18 protein-coding genes are annotated in these 18,661 nt (G+C 66.3%); 10 read left to right on the forward strand and 8 right to left on the reverse strand.

Annotation, left to right across the window (positions count from 1 at the left end):
- Window positions 1-112: 112 nt before the first annotated feature.
- Together ASG79_RS02330 and ASG79_RS02335 are read right to left on the reverse strand one after the other, a co-directional pair.
- The gene (locus ASG79_RS02330; RefSeq protein ID WP_056388117.1) at window positions 113-1,342 is read right to left on the reverse strand and encodes a cysteine desulfurase family protein; all 1,230 of its coding nucleotides are present in this window, start codon (window positions 1,340-1,342) and stop codon (window positions 113-115) included.
- 45 nt (window positions 1,343-1,387) lie between these two features.
- Window positions 1,388-2,053: a helix-turn-helix transcriptional regulator gene (locus tag ASG79_RS02335; protein ID WP_056388119.1), complete on the reverse strand. Its 666-nt coding sequence runs from the start codon at window positions 2,051-2,053 to the stop codon at window positions 1,388-1,390.
- An 88-nt stretch (window positions 2,054-2,141) separates the two neighbouring features.
- Here ASG79_RS02335 and ASG79_RS02340 point away from each other — a divergent pair, with 88 nt between their 5' ends.
- Window positions 2,142-2,564 carry a hypothetical protein gene (locus ASG79_RS02340; protein ID WP_018768531.1) on the forward strand — a complete coding sequence of 141 codons (423 nt, stop codon included), beginning with the start codon at window positions 2,142-2,144 and terminating at the stop codon, window positions 2,562-2,564.
- A gap of 178 nt (window positions 2,565-2,742) precedes the next feature.
- Here ASG79_RS02340 and ASG79_RS02345 read toward each other — a convergent pair whose 3' ends face one another.
- Complete coding sequence (locus tag ASG79_RS02345; RefSeq protein ID WP_056388121.1) at window positions 2,743-3,432, reverse strand: hypothetical protein; 690 nt, start codon at window positions 3,430-3,432, stop codon at window positions 2,743-2,745.
- A 199-nt stretch (window positions 3,433-3,631) separates the two neighbouring features.
- On the opposite strand from ASG79_RS02345, the gene ASG79_RS02350 reads away from it, so the two are divergent.
- The 4 genes from ASG79_RS02350 (at window position 3,632) to ASG79_RS02365 (ending at window position 6,774) form a co-directional block, all read left to right on the forward strand.
- Window positions 3,632-4,576: a J domain-containing protein gene (locus ASG79_RS02350; protein ID WP_056388123.1), complete on the forward strand. Its 945-nt coding sequence runs from the start codon at window positions 3,632-3,634 to the stop codon at window positions 4,574-4,576.
- Window positions 4,577-4,599: 23 nt separating this feature from the next.
- Window positions 4,600-5,067, forward strand: coding sequence for a tRNA (cytidine(34)-2'-O)-methyltransferase (locus tag ASG79_RS02355; protein ID WP_056388125.1), 468 nt, complete (start codon window positions 4,600-4,602; stop codon window positions 5,065-5,067).
- Window positions 5,068-5,282: 215 nt separating this feature from the next.
- Window positions 5,283-5,891 (forward strand): sigma-70 family RNA polymerase sigma factor, encoded by a 609-nt coding sequence (locus ASG79_RS02360; protein ID WP_018768535.1) that lies wholly within the window; start codon window positions 5,283-5,285, stop codon window positions 5,889-5,891.
- A 10-nt stretch (window positions 5,892-5,901) separates the two neighbouring features.
- On the forward strand, window positions 5,902-6,774 hold the full coding sequence (locus ASG79_RS02365; protein ID WP_056388202.1) for an anti-sigma factor: 873 nt from the start codon (window positions 5,902-5,904) through the stop codon (window positions 6,772-6,774).
- Between the two features lie 80 nt (window positions 6,775-6,854).
- Here the strand turns inward: ASG79_RS02365 and ASG79_RS02370 are convergent, their stop codons facing one another.
- The 4 genes from ASG79_RS02370 to ASG79_RS02385 all read right to left on the reverse strand — a co-directional run bounded on the left by ASG79_RS02370 (window position 6,855) and on the right by ASG79_RS02385 (window position 11,202).
- The gene (locus ASG79_RS02370) at window positions 6,855-7,634 is read right to left on the reverse strand and encodes a PIG-L deacetylase family protein (RefSeq protein ID WP_056388127.1); all 780 of its coding nucleotides are present in this window, start codon (window positions 7,632-7,634) and stop codon (window positions 6,855-6,857) included.
- Between the two features lie 4 nt (window positions 7,635-7,638).
- Complete coding sequence (locus ASG79_RS02375) at window positions 7,639-8,586, reverse strand: electron transfer flavoprotein subunit alpha/FixB family protein (protein ID WP_018768538.1); 948 nt, start codon at window positions 8,584-8,586, stop codon at window positions 7,639-7,641.
- Window positions 8,587-8,599: 13 nt separating this feature from the next.
- Complete coding sequence (locus ASG79_RS02380; RefSeq protein ID WP_018768539.1) at window positions 8,600-9,391, reverse strand: electron transfer flavoprotein subunit beta/FixA family protein; 792 nt, start codon at window positions 9,389-9,391, stop codon at window positions 8,600-8,602.
- A gap of 239 nt (window positions 9,392-9,630) precedes the next feature.
- Window positions 9,631-11,202: a S1C family serine protease gene (locus ASG79_RS02385; protein WP_056388129.1), complete on the reverse strand. Its 1,572-nt coding sequence runs from the start codon at window positions 11,200-11,202 to the stop codon at window positions 9,631-9,633.
- Window positions 11,203-11,485: 283 nt separating this feature from the next.
- Between ASG79_RS02385 and ASG79_RS02390 the strand changes: the two genes are divergently transcribed.
- From ASG79_RS02390 to ASG79_RS02400, 3 genes are all read left to right on the forward strand, one after another.
- On the forward strand, window positions 11,486-13,534 hold the full coding sequence (locus tag ASG79_RS02390) for a TPM domain-containing protein (protein WP_056388131.1): 2,049 nt from the start codon (window positions 11,486-11,488) through the stop codon (window positions 13,532-13,534).
- A gap of 107 nt (window positions 13,535-13,641) precedes the next feature.
- Entirely contained in the window at window positions 13,642-14,430 is a 789-nt protein-coding gene (locus ASG79_RS02395; RefSeq protein WP_056388133.1) for a PspA/IM30 family protein, read from the forward strand.
- 91 nt (window positions 14,431-14,521) lie between these two features.
- Entirely contained in the window at window positions 14,522-15,946 is a 1,425-nt protein-coding gene (locus tag ASG79_RS02400; protein ID WP_056388134.1) for a cryptochrome/photolyase family protein, read from the forward strand.
- Window positions 15,947-15,976: 30 nt separating this feature from the next.
- Here ASG79_RS02400 and ASG79_RS02405 read toward each other — a convergent pair whose 3' ends face one another.
- Window positions 15,977-16,909 (reverse strand): cytochrome b/b6 domain-containing protein, encoded by a 933-nt coding sequence (locus tag ASG79_RS02405; protein WP_056388136.1) that lies wholly within the window; start codon window positions 16,907-16,909, stop codon window positions 15,977-15,979.
- Window positions 16,910-17,413: 504 nt separating this feature from the next.
- On the opposite strand from ASG79_RS02405, the gene ASG79_RS23960 reads away from it, so the two are divergent.
- On the forward strand, window positions 17,414-17,740 hold the full coding sequence (locus tag ASG79_RS23960) for a helix-turn-helix domain-containing protein (protein WP_018772270.1): 327 nt from the start codon (window positions 17,414-17,416) through the stop codon (window positions 17,738-17,740).
- Window positions 17,737-18,591: an IS3 family transposase gene (locus ASG79_RS23400; RefSeq protein ID WP_056388138.1), complete on the forward strand. Its 855-nt coding sequence runs from the start codon at window positions 17,737-17,739 to the stop codon at window positions 18,589-18,591. Before ASG79_RS23960 ends, ASG79_RS23400 begins: the two co-directional genes overlap by 4 nt.
- Window positions 18,592-18,661: the final 70 nt, after the last annotated feature.

An 18,661-nucleotide genomic window follows, 5' to 3' on the forward strand; every position in this document is an offset into this window, starting at 1 on the left:
CTGGGACCCACCGGCAGCGGAAACGATCTTCGCCTATCTATTCTACGGTGGCAGGCAAATCGGCCGGCACGATACTGGCCGGTATGGGCACGAAGAACGTCGGGTGGCGCGTTCACACGCCGCGCAGCGCCTGCCGCGCCACGGTTCCTGCTGTCTGGATGGAGGACTCGTGCCCGGCCATGCCGGCCTGGCGGGCCCGCGCATAAGCCTCCGGAAGCGCCCTCAGCAAAGCATCAACGTCGGCCTCGGTGGACGCGTGCCCCAGGCTGAAACGCTGGGCTCCGCGTGCCGTTTCCTCGTCCAGGCCCATGGCGAGCAGCACGTGGGATGGCCGCGGCACGCCGGCGGTGCACGCCGAGCCGGTGGATGATTCGACGCCGGCCAGGTCAAGAAGGAACAGCAGCGAGTCACCTTCGCAGCCGGGGAACGTGAAATGGGCATTGCCTGGCAGCCGGCCGTCGTGGGGTGCCCCGCGGAGGACGGCCTCCGGAACGCTTTCCCGGACGCCCTCGATCAGGCGGTCACGCAGTGCGGCAATCCGCGCCGCTTCCGCCGGCAGCCCGGCGGTGACGGCCTCCGCGGCGGCAGCGAAGGCAGCGATGGAGGCGGTGTCCAGCGTGCCGGAGCGGACATCACGTTCCTGGCCGCCGCCGTGCTGTACCGGCGTCAGTTTTACAGCGCGGCCCAGCAGGAGTGCGCCCACGCCCACCGGGCCGCCGATCTTGTGTCCGGAGATGGACATCGCGTCCAGGCCCGATTCCTTGAAGTGCACCGGGACGGAGCCGAATGCCTGGACGGCGTCCGAGTGCACGGGGACGCCGGCGGCATGGGCCAGCTCAACCACCCGGTGGATGGGCTGGATGGTGCCCACCTCGTTGTTCGCCCACATCACGGTCACCAGGGCCACGGCGGCGGGGTCGCGCGCGAGCTCGGCTTCGAGGACGTCGAGGTCCAGGACACCCTTGCCGTCCACCGGCAGCCAGGTCACGTCGGCACCCTCGTGGCGTTCGAGCCATTCGACGGTGTCCAGCACCGCATGATGTTCGACGGCGGAGCAAAGGATGCGGCGCCGGTGTGGGTCCCCTGCCACGCGGGACCAGTACATGCCCTTCACTGCGAGGTTGTCCGATTCGGTGCCTCCGGAGGTGAAAATTACCTCGGAGGGGTGGGCTCCCGCGGCCGCTGCGATCACCTCGCGCGCATCCTCAACGGCACGGCGCGCCCGGCGTCCCGATCCATGAAGCGACGACGGGTTCCCGGTCCGGGCCAGTTCACGCGTCAGGGCGGCGAGCGCCGCTGCGGACAGCGGAGTGGTGGCGGCATGGTCGAGGTAGGCGGGCATCCCCCAATTCTATCGTGGCCTGCCGCCGCATCCCCGGGGAGCCGGTCAGTCCCCGCCGGTAATCCTCGCGCAGCAATGGCCGGCGCCGGCAGCCGGGGCAACGCGCTCTTCCGGACTGCCACACCCCACCGCGGCCCCGCGCAGGAAGGCGCCGTTCATATCGCACACCACTGCCGCATGTGCCCGCGACAGGCGGTGGAACGGGCAGTTGGGAAGCAGGTAACCGCCCTCGCCGTCGTGCTCTGGCTGGTAGCCCGATTCGGTCAGGAACTCTTCCAGGTCCCCCGCCGCTTCCGCCAGTTCCCGGCCCTTCAGGAAGGCGGCCGCGCGGAGCGACTCAGCCACAGGCGCGCCGTCGGCCTGGGAGGCTTCGATGGCGGCCGCCATGAGTTCCCCGGCGAGGTCATAGTTCCGGTCCGGCACCGACGCGCCGATTTCACTCCCCACTGTCCGGTACATCTTGGCGGGGCGGCCGGAGCCCGGCCCCGTCCTTCCTGCGGGCTTGTGGAACTCCACGGCCAGCAAACCGTCCTGGACCAGCCTGTCCAGGTGGAATGACACTGTGCTGCGGGCCATGCCTGCGGCCTCGGCAACATCGTCGCGCCCCAGCGGCCGTGGTGATGATGCCACGAGCTCGAAAAGATGCAGCCTCTTGGCGTCCGTCAGCGAGGCAACGGCAGCAATCCTGTCAGCCCAGGGAAGTCGGTACATAATGCCCACCAATCCAAAGTCAAGATCTATTGATTATAGAACGTGCGCTTTCTAAAATGGGCATACCTACTTTTAGAAGGAGAACACCATGAAATCAGCATCGGCAGTGCGGGCCCAGCACGCATCAACCACCATGCCGGCGGCCCGGCAGGCGTTCGTGCTGCTGCGTACCGTCTTCACCGTTGCTCCGGTCCTTTTCGGCCTGGACAAGTTCACGAACATCCTGACTGACTGGACCATCTACCTGGCGCCCCAGGCAACAGCGGTGGTGCCGCTGCCGCCCCAGACCTTCATGTACATCGTCGGCGCAGTGGAGATCATCGCGGGCATCGTCGTGGCTGTCCGGCCGAAGTATGGTTCGCTGCTCGTGGCGGCGTGGCTGGCAGGGATCATCGTCAACCTGCTCCTGCTGGGAAGTTTCTACGACGTGGCCCTCCGGGACTTCGGGCTGCTGGTCGGCGCGCTGGCCCTTAACCGGCTTTCGATGGGGACCAGCCGAACTGCTGCCTGACGCCGCTGGCGCCGCCAGGCGCAAGCACTACAGACAGCGCACAGCATTACTCACGGCGCGGAGCGTTGTGCACATCCAAAGCCGCCGGCAGCTGAGCCCTCCAGCCGCCGGCGGTTTTACGAGCCGGACCCCGCGCCCCAGCCCTGCAACAGGGCCCATGCATGCACGCTGTCCGGGCTCAAGCAGACGGAGGCAGCAACGGCAGGTAGCGGACCACCTCGTCGCGCGCCGTGGCCAACGTGGCCGGATCCGGGCAGGACACGGATATATAGGCCGAGGAGCCTGCGGTGCCGAAGACCCTCGCCAGCACGGCGGTGGACCTTCCGCCGGGAGCCGTCTGCTCCAGCGCCAGCACGTCCACATTCTTGCCGGGAGCCTCGGGGGTACCACCCCACCGCAAAGTCCCGGTCTTCAGGTACGAGGGCTGGATGGTGGCGTCCAGGTACTGGAAAAGGGCGACAGACGATTCACGGTCATCGCCGCGGACCAGCGGCCCCTGGCCCGTACTGACCCGTGCGGCGACAACGCACCCATCCGCCTTGACGTATTCGCTGGCGCCCGACACGTTGTCCTTGGTGACCTTCCAGCCGGGCACGTCCTTCAGCCCGTCAGAAATTCCCACCGGCACCCCGGGCGCCAAGGTGCCACCGGCGGCAAAGGGCAGGTCCCGTCCCGCCACTGCAGCGGCGTCGTGGCCCGGGGTGATGGTTGGCGTGGACAGAACGGGCGTGCTGGCAGGGGCAGCAGGCACGGAAGGATCCCGGACGTCCACGCTGCAGCCGCCAAGAAGCACCGCAACCAGGCCTGCAATGGCGGGCTGCACTCCCCGGTTCCATGCCCTGCCGGCCCGTCCCGCCGTCGTCGGCATATCCGTCTCCAGTCCGTCGCATCCCCTTCGGCCGGTGTCCGGCCGCGCAGGCAAGAGTCTAGACGCCGTCCGCCGGGAACCTGGAAGCCCCGGACATTCGTTGTTACGGCAGGCCCATCAACCGTGCTGGCTAGACTGGGCGGGCACTTTGCTTTCCCTGCGGAGAATTAAGACGCCGCGCATCAAGAAAAGGAAGATCTTGACCGAGAGCAGCAGCTCCCACTACCAGGTCCTTCGCGTGGCCGTCACCGCCACCGAAAAGGAAATCAAGGTGGCGTACCGGCGCGCTGCCAGGGCGGCACACCCGGACCACGGGGGTGACGCCGCAACCTTCCGCCGGGTGACCGCCGCGTACGAGACCCTCATCGATCCGCAGCGCCGGAAAGCCTACGACCGCACCTATGGCGCGGGTGCGGTCCGTGACACGTCCGACGGCGGCGCCCACTTTGATGCGCCCGCCGCCGGAAGCCGGGCCTCTGCCACCGTCCGCAGGCCGGACAACGGCAGGAACACCGCAGGCGACCCGCCGGTCTACGTTCCGCCGTACGAGGCAGCTGGCTCCACGGTCCCGCTCATTCCCTTTGCCCAGGCCCGCCAACAGGTACACGGGATGCCGCGGAAACGGGGTATCTTCGGTGCCGAGGCCCGCATCCAGCGAGAGATGCGCACCGTTCAGCTGCTGACCCGGCAGGTGCTTCCGGCCATCCCGGCCGCCCGGCTCATCAACGGCCTGCAGTCGCCCGCGGACAACAGCCACATCGACCACGCGGTCCTGTCCGGCTACCGGCTGGCCCTGGTCAACTCCATGCTGCTGCCCAAGGGCGCCTATGCATGGGACGGCCGGACCCTCAACCACGGCGGCCGCGCGGTGGCACCACCGCAGCTCGCCCGCGTGGTGTGGGCCATGCAGGACATCTTTCCCGAGCTCAACGTCACCGGATGGACCGTGGTGCACAGCCCGGACGGCAACCTCCACGAACCCGTGATCGACCACCACCGGCGCCCCGCGGGCGCCCTGGAGACCGTCCAGATCGTCAATGCCGCCGGCATGGTGCGCGGCCTGAAGGAGTTCCTGGCATCGGGCCCTGCCCCGAACACCGTCAACGTTCCGGTCCTCGCAAGGCTGCTGCGGGGAATGCACTAAGAACGGATCGCTAGGATGGGGAGGTGTTCCGCATCCTTTTCCATGCCCCAGAAATCCCCGGCAATACCGGCAACGCCATCCGTCTTGCCGCAATCACCGGCGCAGAGCTGCACCTTGTGGAACCCCTGGGGTTCGACTTCTCTGACGCAAAACTCCGCCGGGCGGGCCTCGACTACCACGACCTCGCCGTCGTCACTGTGCACAAGTCGATCGAAGCCGCCTGGGAGCACCTTCAGCCCGGGAACGTTTACGCCTTCAACTCTGACGGCACCACCAGCTACACGGACATCACCTACCGTCCCGGTGATGTACTGATGTTCGGCCGTGAATCCGTGGGACTGCCGGCGGAACTGAAGACCGATCCCCATGTAACGGCCACCGTGCGCCTGCCCATGCTGCCGGCCCTGCGTTCCCTGAACCTCGCAAACGCCGCCTCGATTGCCGTGTATGAGGCCTGGCGCCAGCAAGGTTTTGCGGGGGCCAGGCTGTAGCAGTCGTCCGGACCGGCGTCCCCTCCCAGGAGCCATGCAAATTCTTCAGCCGCCGTCCCATCCGCCCCGCCTCCGGCCTCGAATGACTCTTGACGACATTCGAGCGGAGCAAGGAGCGGCAGGTGACACTACTGGAGTCAGGATCCAGGCAGGCAAGCCGCAACCGGCACGGCAGTGCTCAGGATTCGCCGCCCGGAGACTTATGCTTGGACTTAATGGAAACTCCCAACGCGCCAAATTCCGAGGGCTCCGCCGCGGTGACTGACCCGCCGGCAGACCTCAGCCAACGCCTGTCAATCCTGCTCGCGGGCATCGCCCGCGGAGACCAGGCGGCGTTCGCCGAGTTCTACCAGTTGACGTCCCGCAGGGTCTTCGGCATGGCACGGCGCGTCCTGATCGATCCCGAACTCAGCGAGGACACCACCCAGGAAGTCTTCCTGCAGGTCTGGCAGAACGCGGCGAAGTTCGATCCGCAGGCAGGGAGCCCGCTTTCCTGGCTGATGACCATCTCGCACCGGCGGGCCGTGGACAAGGTGCGCTCGTCGCAGTCTTCCACCGACAGGGAAGCCAGGTACGGGGCCAGCACGCAGGACATCGACCACGACAGTGTTTCCGACGAAGTGGGCAGCCGGCTTGAGGCTGAGGCGGTGGTCCGCTGCCTGGGGACGCTGACCGAAACACAGCAGGAATCCGTGCGCCTTGCCTACTACGGCGGCCTCACCTACCGGGAGGTCGCCGAACGGCTGAACGCAGCCGTGCCCACCATCAAGTCCCGCATCCGCGATGGACTGATCCGATTGAAGACCTGTTTGGGGGTGAGTTGAGATGAGCGGTATGGACGAAGGGCGCAGTGGACGTTCGGGTTCCTTCGGCGACACTGTCGCCATGGACCTTGCGTCAGGCCGCGCCGTTGACCTGGCCGAGCTCTACGCCCTGGATGCGGTCACGGAGCAGGAACGCGACGCCATTGACCAGTACATCTCCTCGGCCCCGGCAGCGGAGCGCCTGGCCTTCCTGGACCGCGTCCGGCAGTCCCGCGAGGCGCTGGCGCGCACTTTCCGGGTGGAGGAAGAACCCCCGTCGGACCTCTTCGAGCGGATCATTGCGCAGCTTCCTGCCCAATTCCCCGGGCAGGAGGGGCTGCCCGGTGGAGCCGTACCGGCCGCAGGCACCCCGCCAACCCCATTTGAAGGCAAGCCTGCAGGGCCGGACGCACGCGATGAGCTGGCGCAGGCCCGCAAGCGCCGGGAGGACCGGCGCGGCGCTTCCGGCGCCCGGCGCTGGCTGGTCGGCGTGGCAGCTGCAGCAGCCATTGCCCTGGGCGGCGTGGGCGTTGGCGCCTACATTGCCGACCAAAACGATCCGGTCAACCAGGTGGCCAGGGCCGGGGACCTGCGCGAAGCTTCCGTGAACGTGGTGGGCGGCGGCAAGGCCACCCTCCTGATTTCAGCGTCGGAGGACGCGGCCGTAGTGAAGATGAGCGGCGTGCCCGCTCCCCCGGCGGGCAAGGTCTACCAGATGTGGCTGATCCCCAAGGACGGCTCCGCACCGGTGTCGCAGGGCCTCATGGACGAACAGGCCCTGTCCAAGCCTGCGGTGGTCCAGGGCATCCACTCGGCCGCTTCACTGGGAATCACTGTTGAGCCGGCGGGCGGGTCCAAGGCCCCCACCCTGCCCACGGTGGCGGCAGCCCCGCTGGGAGCCTGACCCGGCCCCGGCACCAGCCGTCAAACAGTAAAGCGGCCCCCGGTTCCTTCCTGAGGAAGGAACCGGGGGCGCTTTCCAACTCAAAAGCCTGCGATGGTCCCGGGCCCGTTGATTGCCACCACGTGGAAGGCTTCCGCGCTGTGCCCCTCCGGCAGCCCGGCCCGTGCGGCATTGAGCCGCATACCCTGCCGGACGGCGGCTTCCATGGCAGCCACGTCAGGATGCTGGCTGACGTGGACATGGATGGCGGCCAGCTTGGCGTCCACCTGGGCGGTGACGTCCACGAAGTGGTTCTCCCGTTCCTCGGGTCCGGCGTAAAGCCACAGCCACGGCAGCTTGTAGGCTGCCAGGCCGGCTTCGGCCAGTTCCGGGTAGGCGAACGGGTTCTCGAGCGCGGGATACACGGCACGTGTTACCGCTTCCCCCACGGCCAGGTGGTCGGGATGGCTCTTTTGGATCCGCTGCCAGTTCCGTTCCGGATGCATGGCGAGGACGACGTCGGGACGGAGTTCCCGGATCAGCCGCACCACCCCTTTCATCACCTCGTGCGACGGCTCGAGGTACCCGTCCCGCTGGTGAAGGTAGTGGATGTCGGTGACGCCCACCAGTTCCGCGGCACGGCGCTGCTCGGCGTCGCGCATGGCGATGATGTCCGCGCGGTGCGCCGGGTCGAAGCCGCCGGCGTCGCCGTCGGTCATGATGCAGTAGCTGACCTCCACGCCGGCCGCCGTCCAGGCGGCAACGGTGCCGGCTGCGCCAAAATCGATGTCGTCAGGGTGGGCCGCAAAACAGAGCACCCGCCCAACCCGGTGTATGTCCGGGTTGAACGGGCTCCCTGCCTGCCCGTGGGAGGCAGTCAACGATTCAGCCTTTTCGCTTCTTGATCTCGGCGGTGGCCTGCGGGAGGACTTCGAACACATCGCCGATGATGCCGAAATCCGCAATCTCGAAGACCGGGGACTCGGCATCCTTGTTCACGGCAACGATGACCTTGGACGTCTGCATTCCGGCTTTTTGCTGGATGGCGCCGGAGATGCCTGCGGAGATGTACAGCTGCGGGGAAACTGTCTTGCCGGTCTGCCCCACCTGGGCATCGTGGCTGATCCAGCCCGCGTCCGTGGCGGCACGGGAGGCGCCCACGGCGGCACCGAGGGCATCGGCCAGCTCTTCCACCGGGCCGAAGTCGCCGTCCATGCCGCGTCCGCCGGCAACCACGATCCGTGCGTCCGTGAGGTCGGGCCGGCCGCTGGCCACCTTCTGCTCACGGGCCGTGATCCGGGCGGCTGCAGCCACCGCGGGGACCTCAACCGTCGCTGTTTCGGGCGTTGTGGGTGCAGGGGCAGGTTCCGGGGTGACGTTGTTGGCCTTCAGGGTCAGCACGGAAACCGGGGTGGTGGCTTTGCAGTCCGTGTTGTACGAGCCGGCCAGGACGGACTTGTGGGCAGTGCCGTCCGGGTCCACGGCCACCACGTCAGTAATGACCCCGGCGTTCAACCGGATAGCCGCCCGCGCCGCGATCTCCTTGCCTTCGGGCGAGTTGTCCAGCAGCACGATGCCGGCGCCGCTGGCTTCAGCCGCGGCGGCCACGTAGGCGGCCTTGGGTGCCACCAGGAAGTCATCCAGGTCCTGGGCAGACGGGCGCAGGATGCTTTCCACGCCGTATTCGGCGAAGGTGGCTGCGGCGCCGTCGGAAAGGTCTCCGTTGAGCGCCACGGCGCCCCCGCCCAGGGAACGGGCCAGGGTCAGCAGCTCAAGGCTGCTCTTCTTGAGCGATTCGCCGGGGTTGTCGATGAATACGAGTACTTTTGCCATGTCGATGTCCCTCTTAGAGCAGCTTCTGGGCGGCCAGGAAGTCAACCAGCTTGATGCCGGCGTCGCCCTCGTCGGTGATGATGGTCCCTGCAGTCCGGGGCGGCCGCTGTTCCGCGCTGGCCACGCTGGTCCAGGAACCGGCGAAGCCGACCTGGGCGGGGTCCACACCGATGTCGGCCAGGGACAGTGTGGTGATGCTCTTGCGCTTGGCTGCGATGATTCCCTTGAAGTTGGGGTACCGGGGCTCGTTGATCTGGTCCGTCACGGATACGACGGCGGGCAGCGGCGCCTCTACGGTCTCCGAGGAGGTGTCGGCGTCGCGGCGGGCCGTCAGCCGGCCGCCGTCGACCTCCAGCGTGGAGGCAAAGGTCACCTGGGGCAGCCCGAGCCGCTCCGCCAGCTGCGCCGGGACAAGCGAGGTTTCACCGTCGGTGGAGGCCATGCCGGTGATGACCAGGTCCACGTCGCCCAGGTGGCGGACGGCCGCTGCGAGCGCAAGCGACGTGGCCGCGGCGTCCGAGCCGGCCAGGGCGTCGTCCGTCAGATGAACGCCCTCGGTGGCGCCCATCTGCAGCGACTTCTTGACGGCGTTGACGGCTCCGGAGGGTCCCATGCTCAGGGCGATGACCTGGTTGCCCGCTTTGCTCCCGCCCCTCGCCTCGGCCAGCTGCAGCGCTGCCTCGAGGGCGTACTCGTCAAGCTCGGACAGAATGCTTTCGTCGCGGTCCACCGTGTTGCCCTCACCGTTGAGATGACGGTCGAACTGGGCGTCCGGTACATGTTTGACCAGGACTACGATCTTCAATGTCTCTTCCACTGTGTTTACAGCAGCCTTCCATGCTTGTGGACAGCCAGCCGGGTGGGTCATGGCCGCGGAATGCCCGGCAGGCGGGTAGCTCCTAGCTAACCATATCGGCGCGCCCCTGCGCCCTCTTCCGTTAACGCCTGTGTCAGGCCCTCACCGTGGCTCAGCATGACGACGGCGGCGCCCCCTTGGATGGGAACGCCGCCGTCGTCATTGCTGCACGATGTTGCTGCCTGGCCTCAGCTGGCTGCGGCACCCAGCGTGACGTCGAATGTCTGTTCCTTGCCGCTGCGCTGGACCGTGATCTTCACGGTGGAGCCCGCCGGCTGTTCGCGGACGGCCGCGGTCAGCTGGTTCGGTTCGCCGATGGTGAGGTCGTTGAACTTGGTGATGACGTCACCGACCTTGATACCGGCTTTTCCTGCGGCAGAGTTGGGGTCAACGGTTGCCACGTCGGCCCCCACCGAGAATTCGGAGGAGGCACCCGACGTCTTGGCCTTGACGCTGACACCCAGCTGGCCGTGCGAGGCCTTGCCGGTGTCGATGATTTCCTGGGCGACGCGCTTGGCGTTGTTGATCGGGATGCTGAACCCCACGCCGATGTTGCCGCTCTGGGAAGTGGACGTCCCGGAGCCCGCGGAAGCAATGGCGACGTTGACGCCGATGATCTCGCCCTTGCTGTTCACCAGGGCGCCGCCGGAGTTGCCAGGGTTGATGGCAGCATCAGTCTGGATGACGTTGATGGCGATGGATCCCTCGCCCGCGCTTTGCTGGCTCTGGCCGCCGCCCGGAGGGGCGAACTGGAAGCCCTGGTCGCCGCCCTGGCTGTTGTCGCCGCCCTTCGGGGCTGCGGACGATGCAACGCTGATGGTCCGGTTGAGCGTGGACACGATGCCGTCCGTGACCGTTCCGGTCAGCCCCAGCGGGGAACCGATGGCGATGGCCGTATCACCCACGTTCAGCTTGGAGGAATCACCGAGGGTGGCAGGGGTCAGGCTTGACGTGTCGTCCACCTTGATGACGGCGAGGTCGGACAGGGGGTCGGTGCCCACCAGCTTTGCCGGCAGGACCTTTCCGTCACTGGTCCGGATTTCGAGGGTGGCATTGGCAGTCTGGCCATCGAGGGTCACCACGTGGGTGTTGGTCAGGATGTGGCCTTGGTCGTCAAGGACGATGCCCGAACCCGTGCCCCCTGAGCTGCCGCTGGTGGCACTGATGGTGACGACGCTGGGCGAGGCCTTCACGGCAGCCGCGGTAATGGCGTTGACGTCGTCCTTGTTGTTGACGATGACCGTGCCGGGCTGGCTGTTGCTGCCGACGGTTGAAGTGCTGGACCCGGTGTTCCCAAACAGTTCGCCGGCACCCACCGTAGCCACGCCGCCTCCCACAAGGCCTGCTGCGAGGATGCTGGCCACGAGGGTACCGACGCCAAAGGTTGCCTTCCGGCGCGGCGCGTCCTTGGGATTGGGGGTGTAGCCGGCGTTGCCGTTCGGCGTGCCGGGGCCCCCGCCGTGAACGGGCTGGCCTTCGTGGTGCTGCTGCTGGCCATAGTATCCGGACTGGCCGTAAAACGGCTGGCGCTGCGGATACACCGGACGTGGAGCTCCGGGCAACTCCTGGGTGTGGTCGCGCTGCTCCGCACCGCTGTAGCCGCCGGGCTCCTGGTCCGCGGTCCCGTTCCCATACTGAGTGGCCACCTGCCGGTCACCGGGCTGCTGCGCGTCCTGCTGCTGGCCCTGCCGCTGCCACGGGTTCCGGTTGCCCGCGTGGCTGTCCTCCGGGACCGGTCCTGGGGTTTGATTCTCAGTCATGGGACTTCCTTTCATCCTCGTCTGCCATTAACTATGGACCGTCCCGCTGGAACAAGCTCGGATGTTTGCTGAGAGCTTCCTGAACGTTCCGGTCATGTCCTTCTGGAGGGCGGGGCGTTTCGCTGGGGGCATATTCGCCGTCATGGACTGGCTGTGGGGTGCACCATAGAATCAAAGATGAATTGCCACAGCGACCTGCGGCTTCACACCAAGCGTGGGGGCGCTGTTGGATTCGACGACTGATTCGTCCCGAATCGGTGTCAGGCGTGCTGAAGGGTTGCACATGCGGTCAAAGTTCAAACGTTTCCTCGCCGTGATCGGCCTTGCCGGGCTGCTGGCGGTACCCGCCGGCGCCGCCTGGGCCGAAAACCCGGTCACCATCCCCTCCGGCACCAACATTGTTGATGACGCGAACGTCCTGGGCAGCCGGAAGGGCGAGGTCCAGGACGCCATCCAGAAGCTGCTGAAGGACCACAAGTACAACCTGTACGTGGTCACGGTTAAGTCGTTCGAGAACCCCACTGATCCCGCAGCCTGGAGCAATGCGGTGGCGCAGGCCAAGGGAATGGGCAAAGCAGACGCCATTCTTGCCATCGCCACCGAGCAGGGCAAGTACTACTTCTCGCCCAATTCCGCCAGTTCCATTTACTCCAAGCGCAGCAACATCACCCAGAACGCTGTCGCCGCCAACCTCGGGGCGGGCAAGCGCGACTTCGCGCAGGCTGCCATCGATACCGCCTCAGCCATCGGCGATGCTGCCGGCGGCGGCAGCGGCAATGTGTCATCCGGTGACGGGGCCGGCGCGGGCATCCTGGTGGGTGCCGGCGTGGTGGTGGCCGGCGGCGGTGCGTACCTGTATTACCGGAACCGGCGAAAGAAGGCCGCCGGCAAGGATGCGTCCACTGGAAGTTACGGCCCCCAGGGCGCAGAACTGGACCCGCTGGCGTCACTGAGCGTGGAGGAACTCCGCCGGAAGAGCGGATCCCTGCTCATCGAAGCGGATGACGCCATCAAGTCCAGCGAGCAGGAACTCGGCTTTGCCCAGGCACAGTACGGTGATGCCGCCGTCGGAAACTTCACCAAAGCTTTGGCGGAAGCGAAGGCCCACATGACGGAGTCCTTCAAGCTTCAGCAGCAGCTGGACGACCACATTCCGGACACCGAGGAGCAGCAGCGGACCTGGCTGGGCGAGATCATCCGGCGCTCGGAAGCCGCCCTCGCCTCCCTGCAGGAGCAGAAGGCGGACTTTGACTCCCTGCGTGAGCTGGAGAAGAACGCACCGCAGGCCCTTGCGGCGGTCAACACCGGAGCCCGCGAAGCGGACGCCAAGATCGCCAGCGCGGAGCAGTCCCTTGCCGCCATGCGGTCAAAGTACGCCGACAGTGCGCTGACCCAGGTCTCGGACAACATCGTGCAGGCCAAGGAACGGCTGGCGTTCGTCCAGAACGCCTCCGAAACCGCGCAGCAGAAGCTCGGCGAGGGCGAGAGCAGCCTGGCGGCAGTGGCCGTTCGCGCAGCCGAAGAAAGCCTGCACCAGACCAACGTCCTGCTGGATGCCATCGCCAAGGTCGCCGCCAATCTCGACCAGGCCCGCAACGGCCTCGAAGCGGCGGTGGTGGATACGTCCCAGGACCTGGCCCAGGCAAAGGCCATGATCCAGTCCGGCACCCACGCCGAACTGGCCGGTCCAGTGGCAGCGGTGGAGGCCGCCCTTGCCCAGGTGAAGACCGAAATCCAGGGTGGAAAGATTGACCCCATCGCCACCCTGCAGAGGGTGGAAACCGCGCACCAGTCCCTGGACCAGGCCCTGACCGGGATCCGGGACCAGCAGGAGCAGGCCCGCCGCGCACAGGCGTCGCTGCAGCAGACCATCATGTCCGCCCAGGCCCAGATCAGTGCCACCTCCGATTACATCACCGCGCGCCGCGGCGGGGTGGGCACCGAGGCACGCACCAGGCTTGCGGAGTCGCAGCGGAACCTCGACTACGCACTCTCCATTGCCCGCACCGACCCCGTCACCGCGCTTACCTACGCGCAGCAGGCCCACGCCCTGGCAGCACAGGCCGCACAGCTGGCCCAGGCCGACGTCGAGCATTTCGACGGCTATGCCAACCAGGGCTTCGGCCGTGGCGGCATGTTCGGCGGCGGAGGCGGCGGCGGACTGGGCGGCGCCATCCTGGGCGGCATCCTGATCAACTCAATCCTCAACGGTGGCCACGGCGGCTGGGGCGGCGGCGGCGGCTGGGGTGATGGCGGTGGAGGCGGCGGCTTCGGCGGGGACGGCGGCTTTGGCGGCGGTGATTTCGGCGGCGGAGACTCCGGCAGTTTCTAAACACTTCCGTCGGAACACGCTGGAGAACCCGGCGGGCGGACAGAAGCACGACACCACTGTTCACGGACGTCAGTGGTCAACACAGAGCAGGACGAAAGGCAAACACCATGGTTAAGCAGTCCATTTTCGGCCGGATCGCGCAGCTGGCAAAGGCCAATATCAACTCCTTGCTGGACAACGCCGAGGATCCGCAGCGGATGCTGGACCAGATGGTCCGCGACTACACCAACAACATCGCCGAAGCCGAGTCCGCCGTGGCGCAAACCATCGGCAACCTCCGCATGCTGGAAGACGACTACAACGAAGACGTCAAGAACGCCCGCGACTGGGGGAACAAGGCACTGGCCGCCTCCCGCAAGGCTGACGAGTTCCGCGCCGCCGGCGACGTTGCCGACGCCGAGAAGTTCGACAACCTGGCAAAGGTCGCCCTGCAGCGGCAGATGGCGGCCGAGAACGAAGCCAAGGGCGCAGAGCCGAGCATCGCCTCCCAGCGCGAGGTGGTGGACAAGCTGAAGACCGGCCTGGACCAGATGAAGAACAAGCTCAACCAGCTGACCAGCAAGCGCAACGAACTGGTGGCCAGGTCCAAGACGGCAGAGGCGCAGTCCCAGGTGCACGACGCCATCAAGAGCATCGACATCATGGACCCTACCAGCGAAGTGGGACGCTTCGAAGAAAAGATCCGCCGCGAAGAGGCCAGGGTCCGCGGCCAGGAGGAACTGGCAGCGTCCAGCCTGGATGCCCAGTTCAACCAGCTGGAGGACCTTGGCGAGCAGACGGAGATCGAGGCCCGGCTGGCCGCTTTGAAGGCCGGCGGCGCCACACCTGCCCTCGGCGCCGCCAACGCCGCGGAGTCCGAGGCAACCGTGGAGGAAGCGGACTTCGACAAGCTCTAAGGCCAGCCAGCACCACACAGTCGAAACCAGGCGGTGGCCGGGACCCCGTGGTCCCGGCCACCGGCATGTCCGCAGTGTGTAGCGTGGAGCCATGACCTCCTCTGAAGAGACCGCCCTGGTCTGGCTGCGCGATGACCTTCGCCTGGATGACAACCCCGCCCTCAACTCCGCCGCCGCGCTGGGCCTGCCGGTGACAGTGGTGTACGTCCTGGATGAAGAATCTGCGGGCATCCGGCCGCTGGGCGGTGCAACCCGGTGGTGGCTGCACCACTCACTGGCACGATTGGCTTCCTCCCTCGAGGCCCGCGGCTCGCGGCTGCTCCTTCGCCGGGGGCCGGCCGGGCGGGTGATTAAGGAAGTGGCTGTGCACGCCGGAGCAACGCACTTGTTCTGGAACCGGCGGTACGGTCAACCCGAGCGCAGCATCGACGCCGCGGTCAAGGAGTGGGCCGGGGAGAACGGCCTGGAGGCTTCAAGCTTCCAGGCAAACCTCCTGTTCGAGCCCTGGACGGTCAAGACCGGCTCCGGCGGCCCCTACAAGGTGTTCACTCCTTTCTGGCGGGCATGCCTTGCCGGCCAGGAGGTCCGGGACCCCCAGGAGCCTCCGGCCCGGATCCCGGGACCCCCGCAGGGCGGCCGTCTCCAGGCCGGCGACGAGCTCGACAGCTGGCGGCTGCTCCCCTCCTCCCCCGACTGGAGCGGCGGCCTCTCCGCCACCTGGATTCCCGGCGAGGAAGGCGCGCGCCACCGGCTGGCGGACTTCCTGGACGGCCCTGCCGAGGAATATGGAACCGGACGGAACCTGCCCGGCATCGAGGGAACCAGCCGTCTGTCACCCCACCTGCGTTTCGGCGAGGTCAGCCCGTTCCGGGTGTGGCGTGAGATCCGCCAACGTTTCCCGCATAAGGTGCCGGCCGACGTCGGAATTTTCCGCTCGGAGCTTGGCTGGCGGGAATTCTGCTGGCAGCTGCTGTACAACAACCCGGACCTGGCCACCCGCAACTACCGGCCCGAATTCGACCGGTTCGCCTGGCAGCAGCCGGGCAGGAGTGAGCTCGCGGCCTGGCAGCAGGGACGCACGGGCTACCCCCTGGTGGACGCCGGGATGCGGCAGCTCTGGCAGACCGGCTGGATGCACAACCGGGTGCGGATGGCCGCGGCCTCGTTCCTGGTGAAGAATCTGCTGGCCGACTGGCGGATTGGAGAGCAATGGTTCTGGGACACGCTGGTGGACGCCGACGCCGCCAGCAATCCGGCCAACTGGCAGTGGGTGGCCGGTTCCGGCGCGGACGCGTCGCCGTACTACCGGATCTTCAATCCCGTCACCCAAAGCAGGAAATTCGACGCCGGCGGCCGGTACCTGCGCGAGTTCGTTCCGGAGCTCGCGGACCTGGACAACAAGTCCATCCACGAGCCCTGGAAGACCGGGGTCCCGGACTACCCGGAACCCCTTGTGGAGCTTCCTCAGTCCCGGGAACGGGCGCTGGCTGCCTACCAGCAGCTCAAGGACGGCTGAGCCGCCCCGGCTGTGGGGTGCCGGGTGGCCTTAGCGGCTGACCTTGCCCATGAGGGAGGCGATGGGCCGCAGGAAGACCGGGCGGGCCAGGAACCACGCGGCCGCCATGACGGCCACGGAGGCCAGGAACACCCAGAAGCCGAACCAGCCGTCGTCGTCCCGGACCCCGTACATGTGGTTCAGGTTCCGCAGTGCACCCGTGGTGAGCACCAGGAAGACGTGGACCACGATGAAGGCCACGAAGTAGATCATCACCGGGAAGTGGACGGCGCGGGCCCATTCGATCGGGTAGGCCTTGTTCAGGCCGGCAGCCTTCTTTGGCCAGGCGGAGGACATCCGCAGGCCCGTGATGAACGCCAGCGGAGCGGCGAGGAAGACCGTCACGAAGTAAGCCAGGAGCTGCAGCGCGTTGTAGTTGATCCAGCCGTCTTCCGTGGGCCAGTCCAGCGAGGCGTATTGCAGCGCGGCCGACAGGGCGTTGGGGAAGACGTCCCAGCTGGTGGGGACGATGCGCATCCATTGCCCGGTGGCGAACAGCAGCACGGCAAAGACGAGCCCGTTCAGGATCCACAGGGCGTCCAGCGTCAGGTGGAACCACAGTTCAAGGCTGATCTTGGTGGGCGCGTTCCTGGTGCGGATCAGGCCCTTGTTGTTCCGGGTCCAGTGCCCGCTGGGCCGTGTGGTGGTCCGCACCTGCCATCCGGTGCGGATGATCAGGAGCAGGAAGAAGGCGTTGAGGAAGTGCTGCCAGGCGAGCCACGCGGGGAATCCCACCGGGGCGCCGGCCGGCAGTGCCGACTGGCCCGGGTAGTCGGTGACAAAGGACGCGACGGCGGGCAGTCCCACGACCAGCCTGGCCGCCAGAACCACCAGGACCAGCGCCACGAGGACAGCAGGAACCGCCCAGTAGAGCCGGGACCGCTTACCCGTCGCGGCGCCGGGTTTCTTCGTGGGTGTGGCCATCGAACAACATACCTCTCAAGAATGACTGGGGCAGCCCGCAGATCGCGGGACCCTTCGAAAGAGAATACTAGGAACTGTGCGCATCCAAGGAAAAGAAAGACCCCGGCCGGCGTAACTGTGAACTGCTCCCCGGAAGTTGGACTGAGAAATTCAGTTCCGACTTCCGGGGAGCAGTTTTATGCATGCACGTAGTTCGTTGTCTGAGGTTCAGCGTGAGAGGAAAAGAAAGACCCCGGCCGGCGTAACTGTGTAGGAAAAGAAAGACCCCGGCCGGCGTAACTGTGAACTGCTCCCCGGAAGTTGGACTGAGAAATTCAGTTCCGACTTCCGGGGAGCAGTTTTATGCATGCACGTAGTTCGTTGTCTGAGGTTCAGCGTGAGGCCGCTGTAGCGTGGTTTGAGAAGGGCATCGCGGATAGTGCGGCGGCGACGTTGCTAGGGGTGTCCCGCCCGCCGATAAGGGTTCTCTATCGGCGGTGGAAGATCCATGGTCGAGGAGCGCTGGTGGCCAAGCCGACGAAACAGGTGTACTCGTTCGAATTCAAGCTCGCGCTGGTTGAACGGTTTATCGCCGGTGAGACTGCCCCGGATCTCGCGGCGGAGGTGGGTTTGTCCTCGCCCACGCTACTGAAGACGTGGGCCCGGGCGTATCGCCGCGAGGGCCCGGACGCATTACGTCCCAAGTCCAAGGGCAGGCCTAAGGCACCTGATGCCCCGCAGCCGGCCGAGGTATCGGAACTGGAGCGGTTACGGCGGGAGAACGAACGGTTGCGGGCGGAAGTGGCTTACCTGGGAAAATTGCGGGCCTTGAGGGCGCAGGAACGACGGTGAAGGTCCAAGCCCTCATCGCTCTCAAGGCTGACTTCCCGCTTCCGGTCCTGCTGCAGGCAGCATCTCTTGCCAGATCGACGTTCTTCTATCATCAGGCACGCATCCAAGGCCCTGATCCGCAGGAGTCCATCAAGGCCGCTGTCAGGGAAATTTTCGAGAAGAACCATGGCCGGTACGGGCACCGGCGGGTCCACACCGAGATGGTCAAGCAAGGGTGGACGGTCGCGAAAAAGACCGTTCTGAAGCTCATGCGGTCCCTGAATCTGGTGTGCAAGGTCCGGCGGAAGAAGCGTTATAACTCCTACCAGGGCGGGCAGGGCCGGGTTGCTCCGAACGTGTTGAACCGGGAGTTCGAGGCTGATGCCCCGAACCGGAAGTGGGTAACGGATGTGACGGAGTTCAGCGTCGGCGACCGTAAGCTCTACCTTTCGCCGGTTATGGATCTTTTCGACCGGCAGATCATCTCCTACTCGATCAGCCCGTCTCCGAATCTGGAGCTCACCAATAATTCGCTGCGCCAGGCCCTTGCCTGCCTTGAGGATAACCAGCAGCCACTCGTGCATTCGGACCAGGGCTTCCAGTACCAGCACGTCTCGTGGCGAAAACTCTTACAGGAAGCCGGCGCGAGCCAGTCGATGTCACGCAAGGGCAACTGCTACGACAACGCCGTGATGGAAAACTTCTTCGGCCACCTTAAGGAAGAGCTCTTTCACCACGTGCGATACCTCAGCACCGACGCCTTGGCAGGGGCACTGCACGAATACATCCGCTGGTACAACACCGAAAGAATCTCGACAAAGCTCAAGGGCCTGAGCCCGGTGCAATACCGGACCCAGACCCTCGCGGCTTAGGCTCTTATTTAGTCAGTCCAACTTCCGGGGAGCAGTTCAAATGGGCGCGGGGACTTCTTCATTATCCGGA

Origin of the sequence: Arthrobacter sp. Soil761, assembly GCF_001428325.1 — a bacterium.
Classification (GTDB): domain Bacteria; phylum Actinomycetota; class Actinomycetes; order Actinomycetales; family Micrococcaceae; genus Arthrobacter.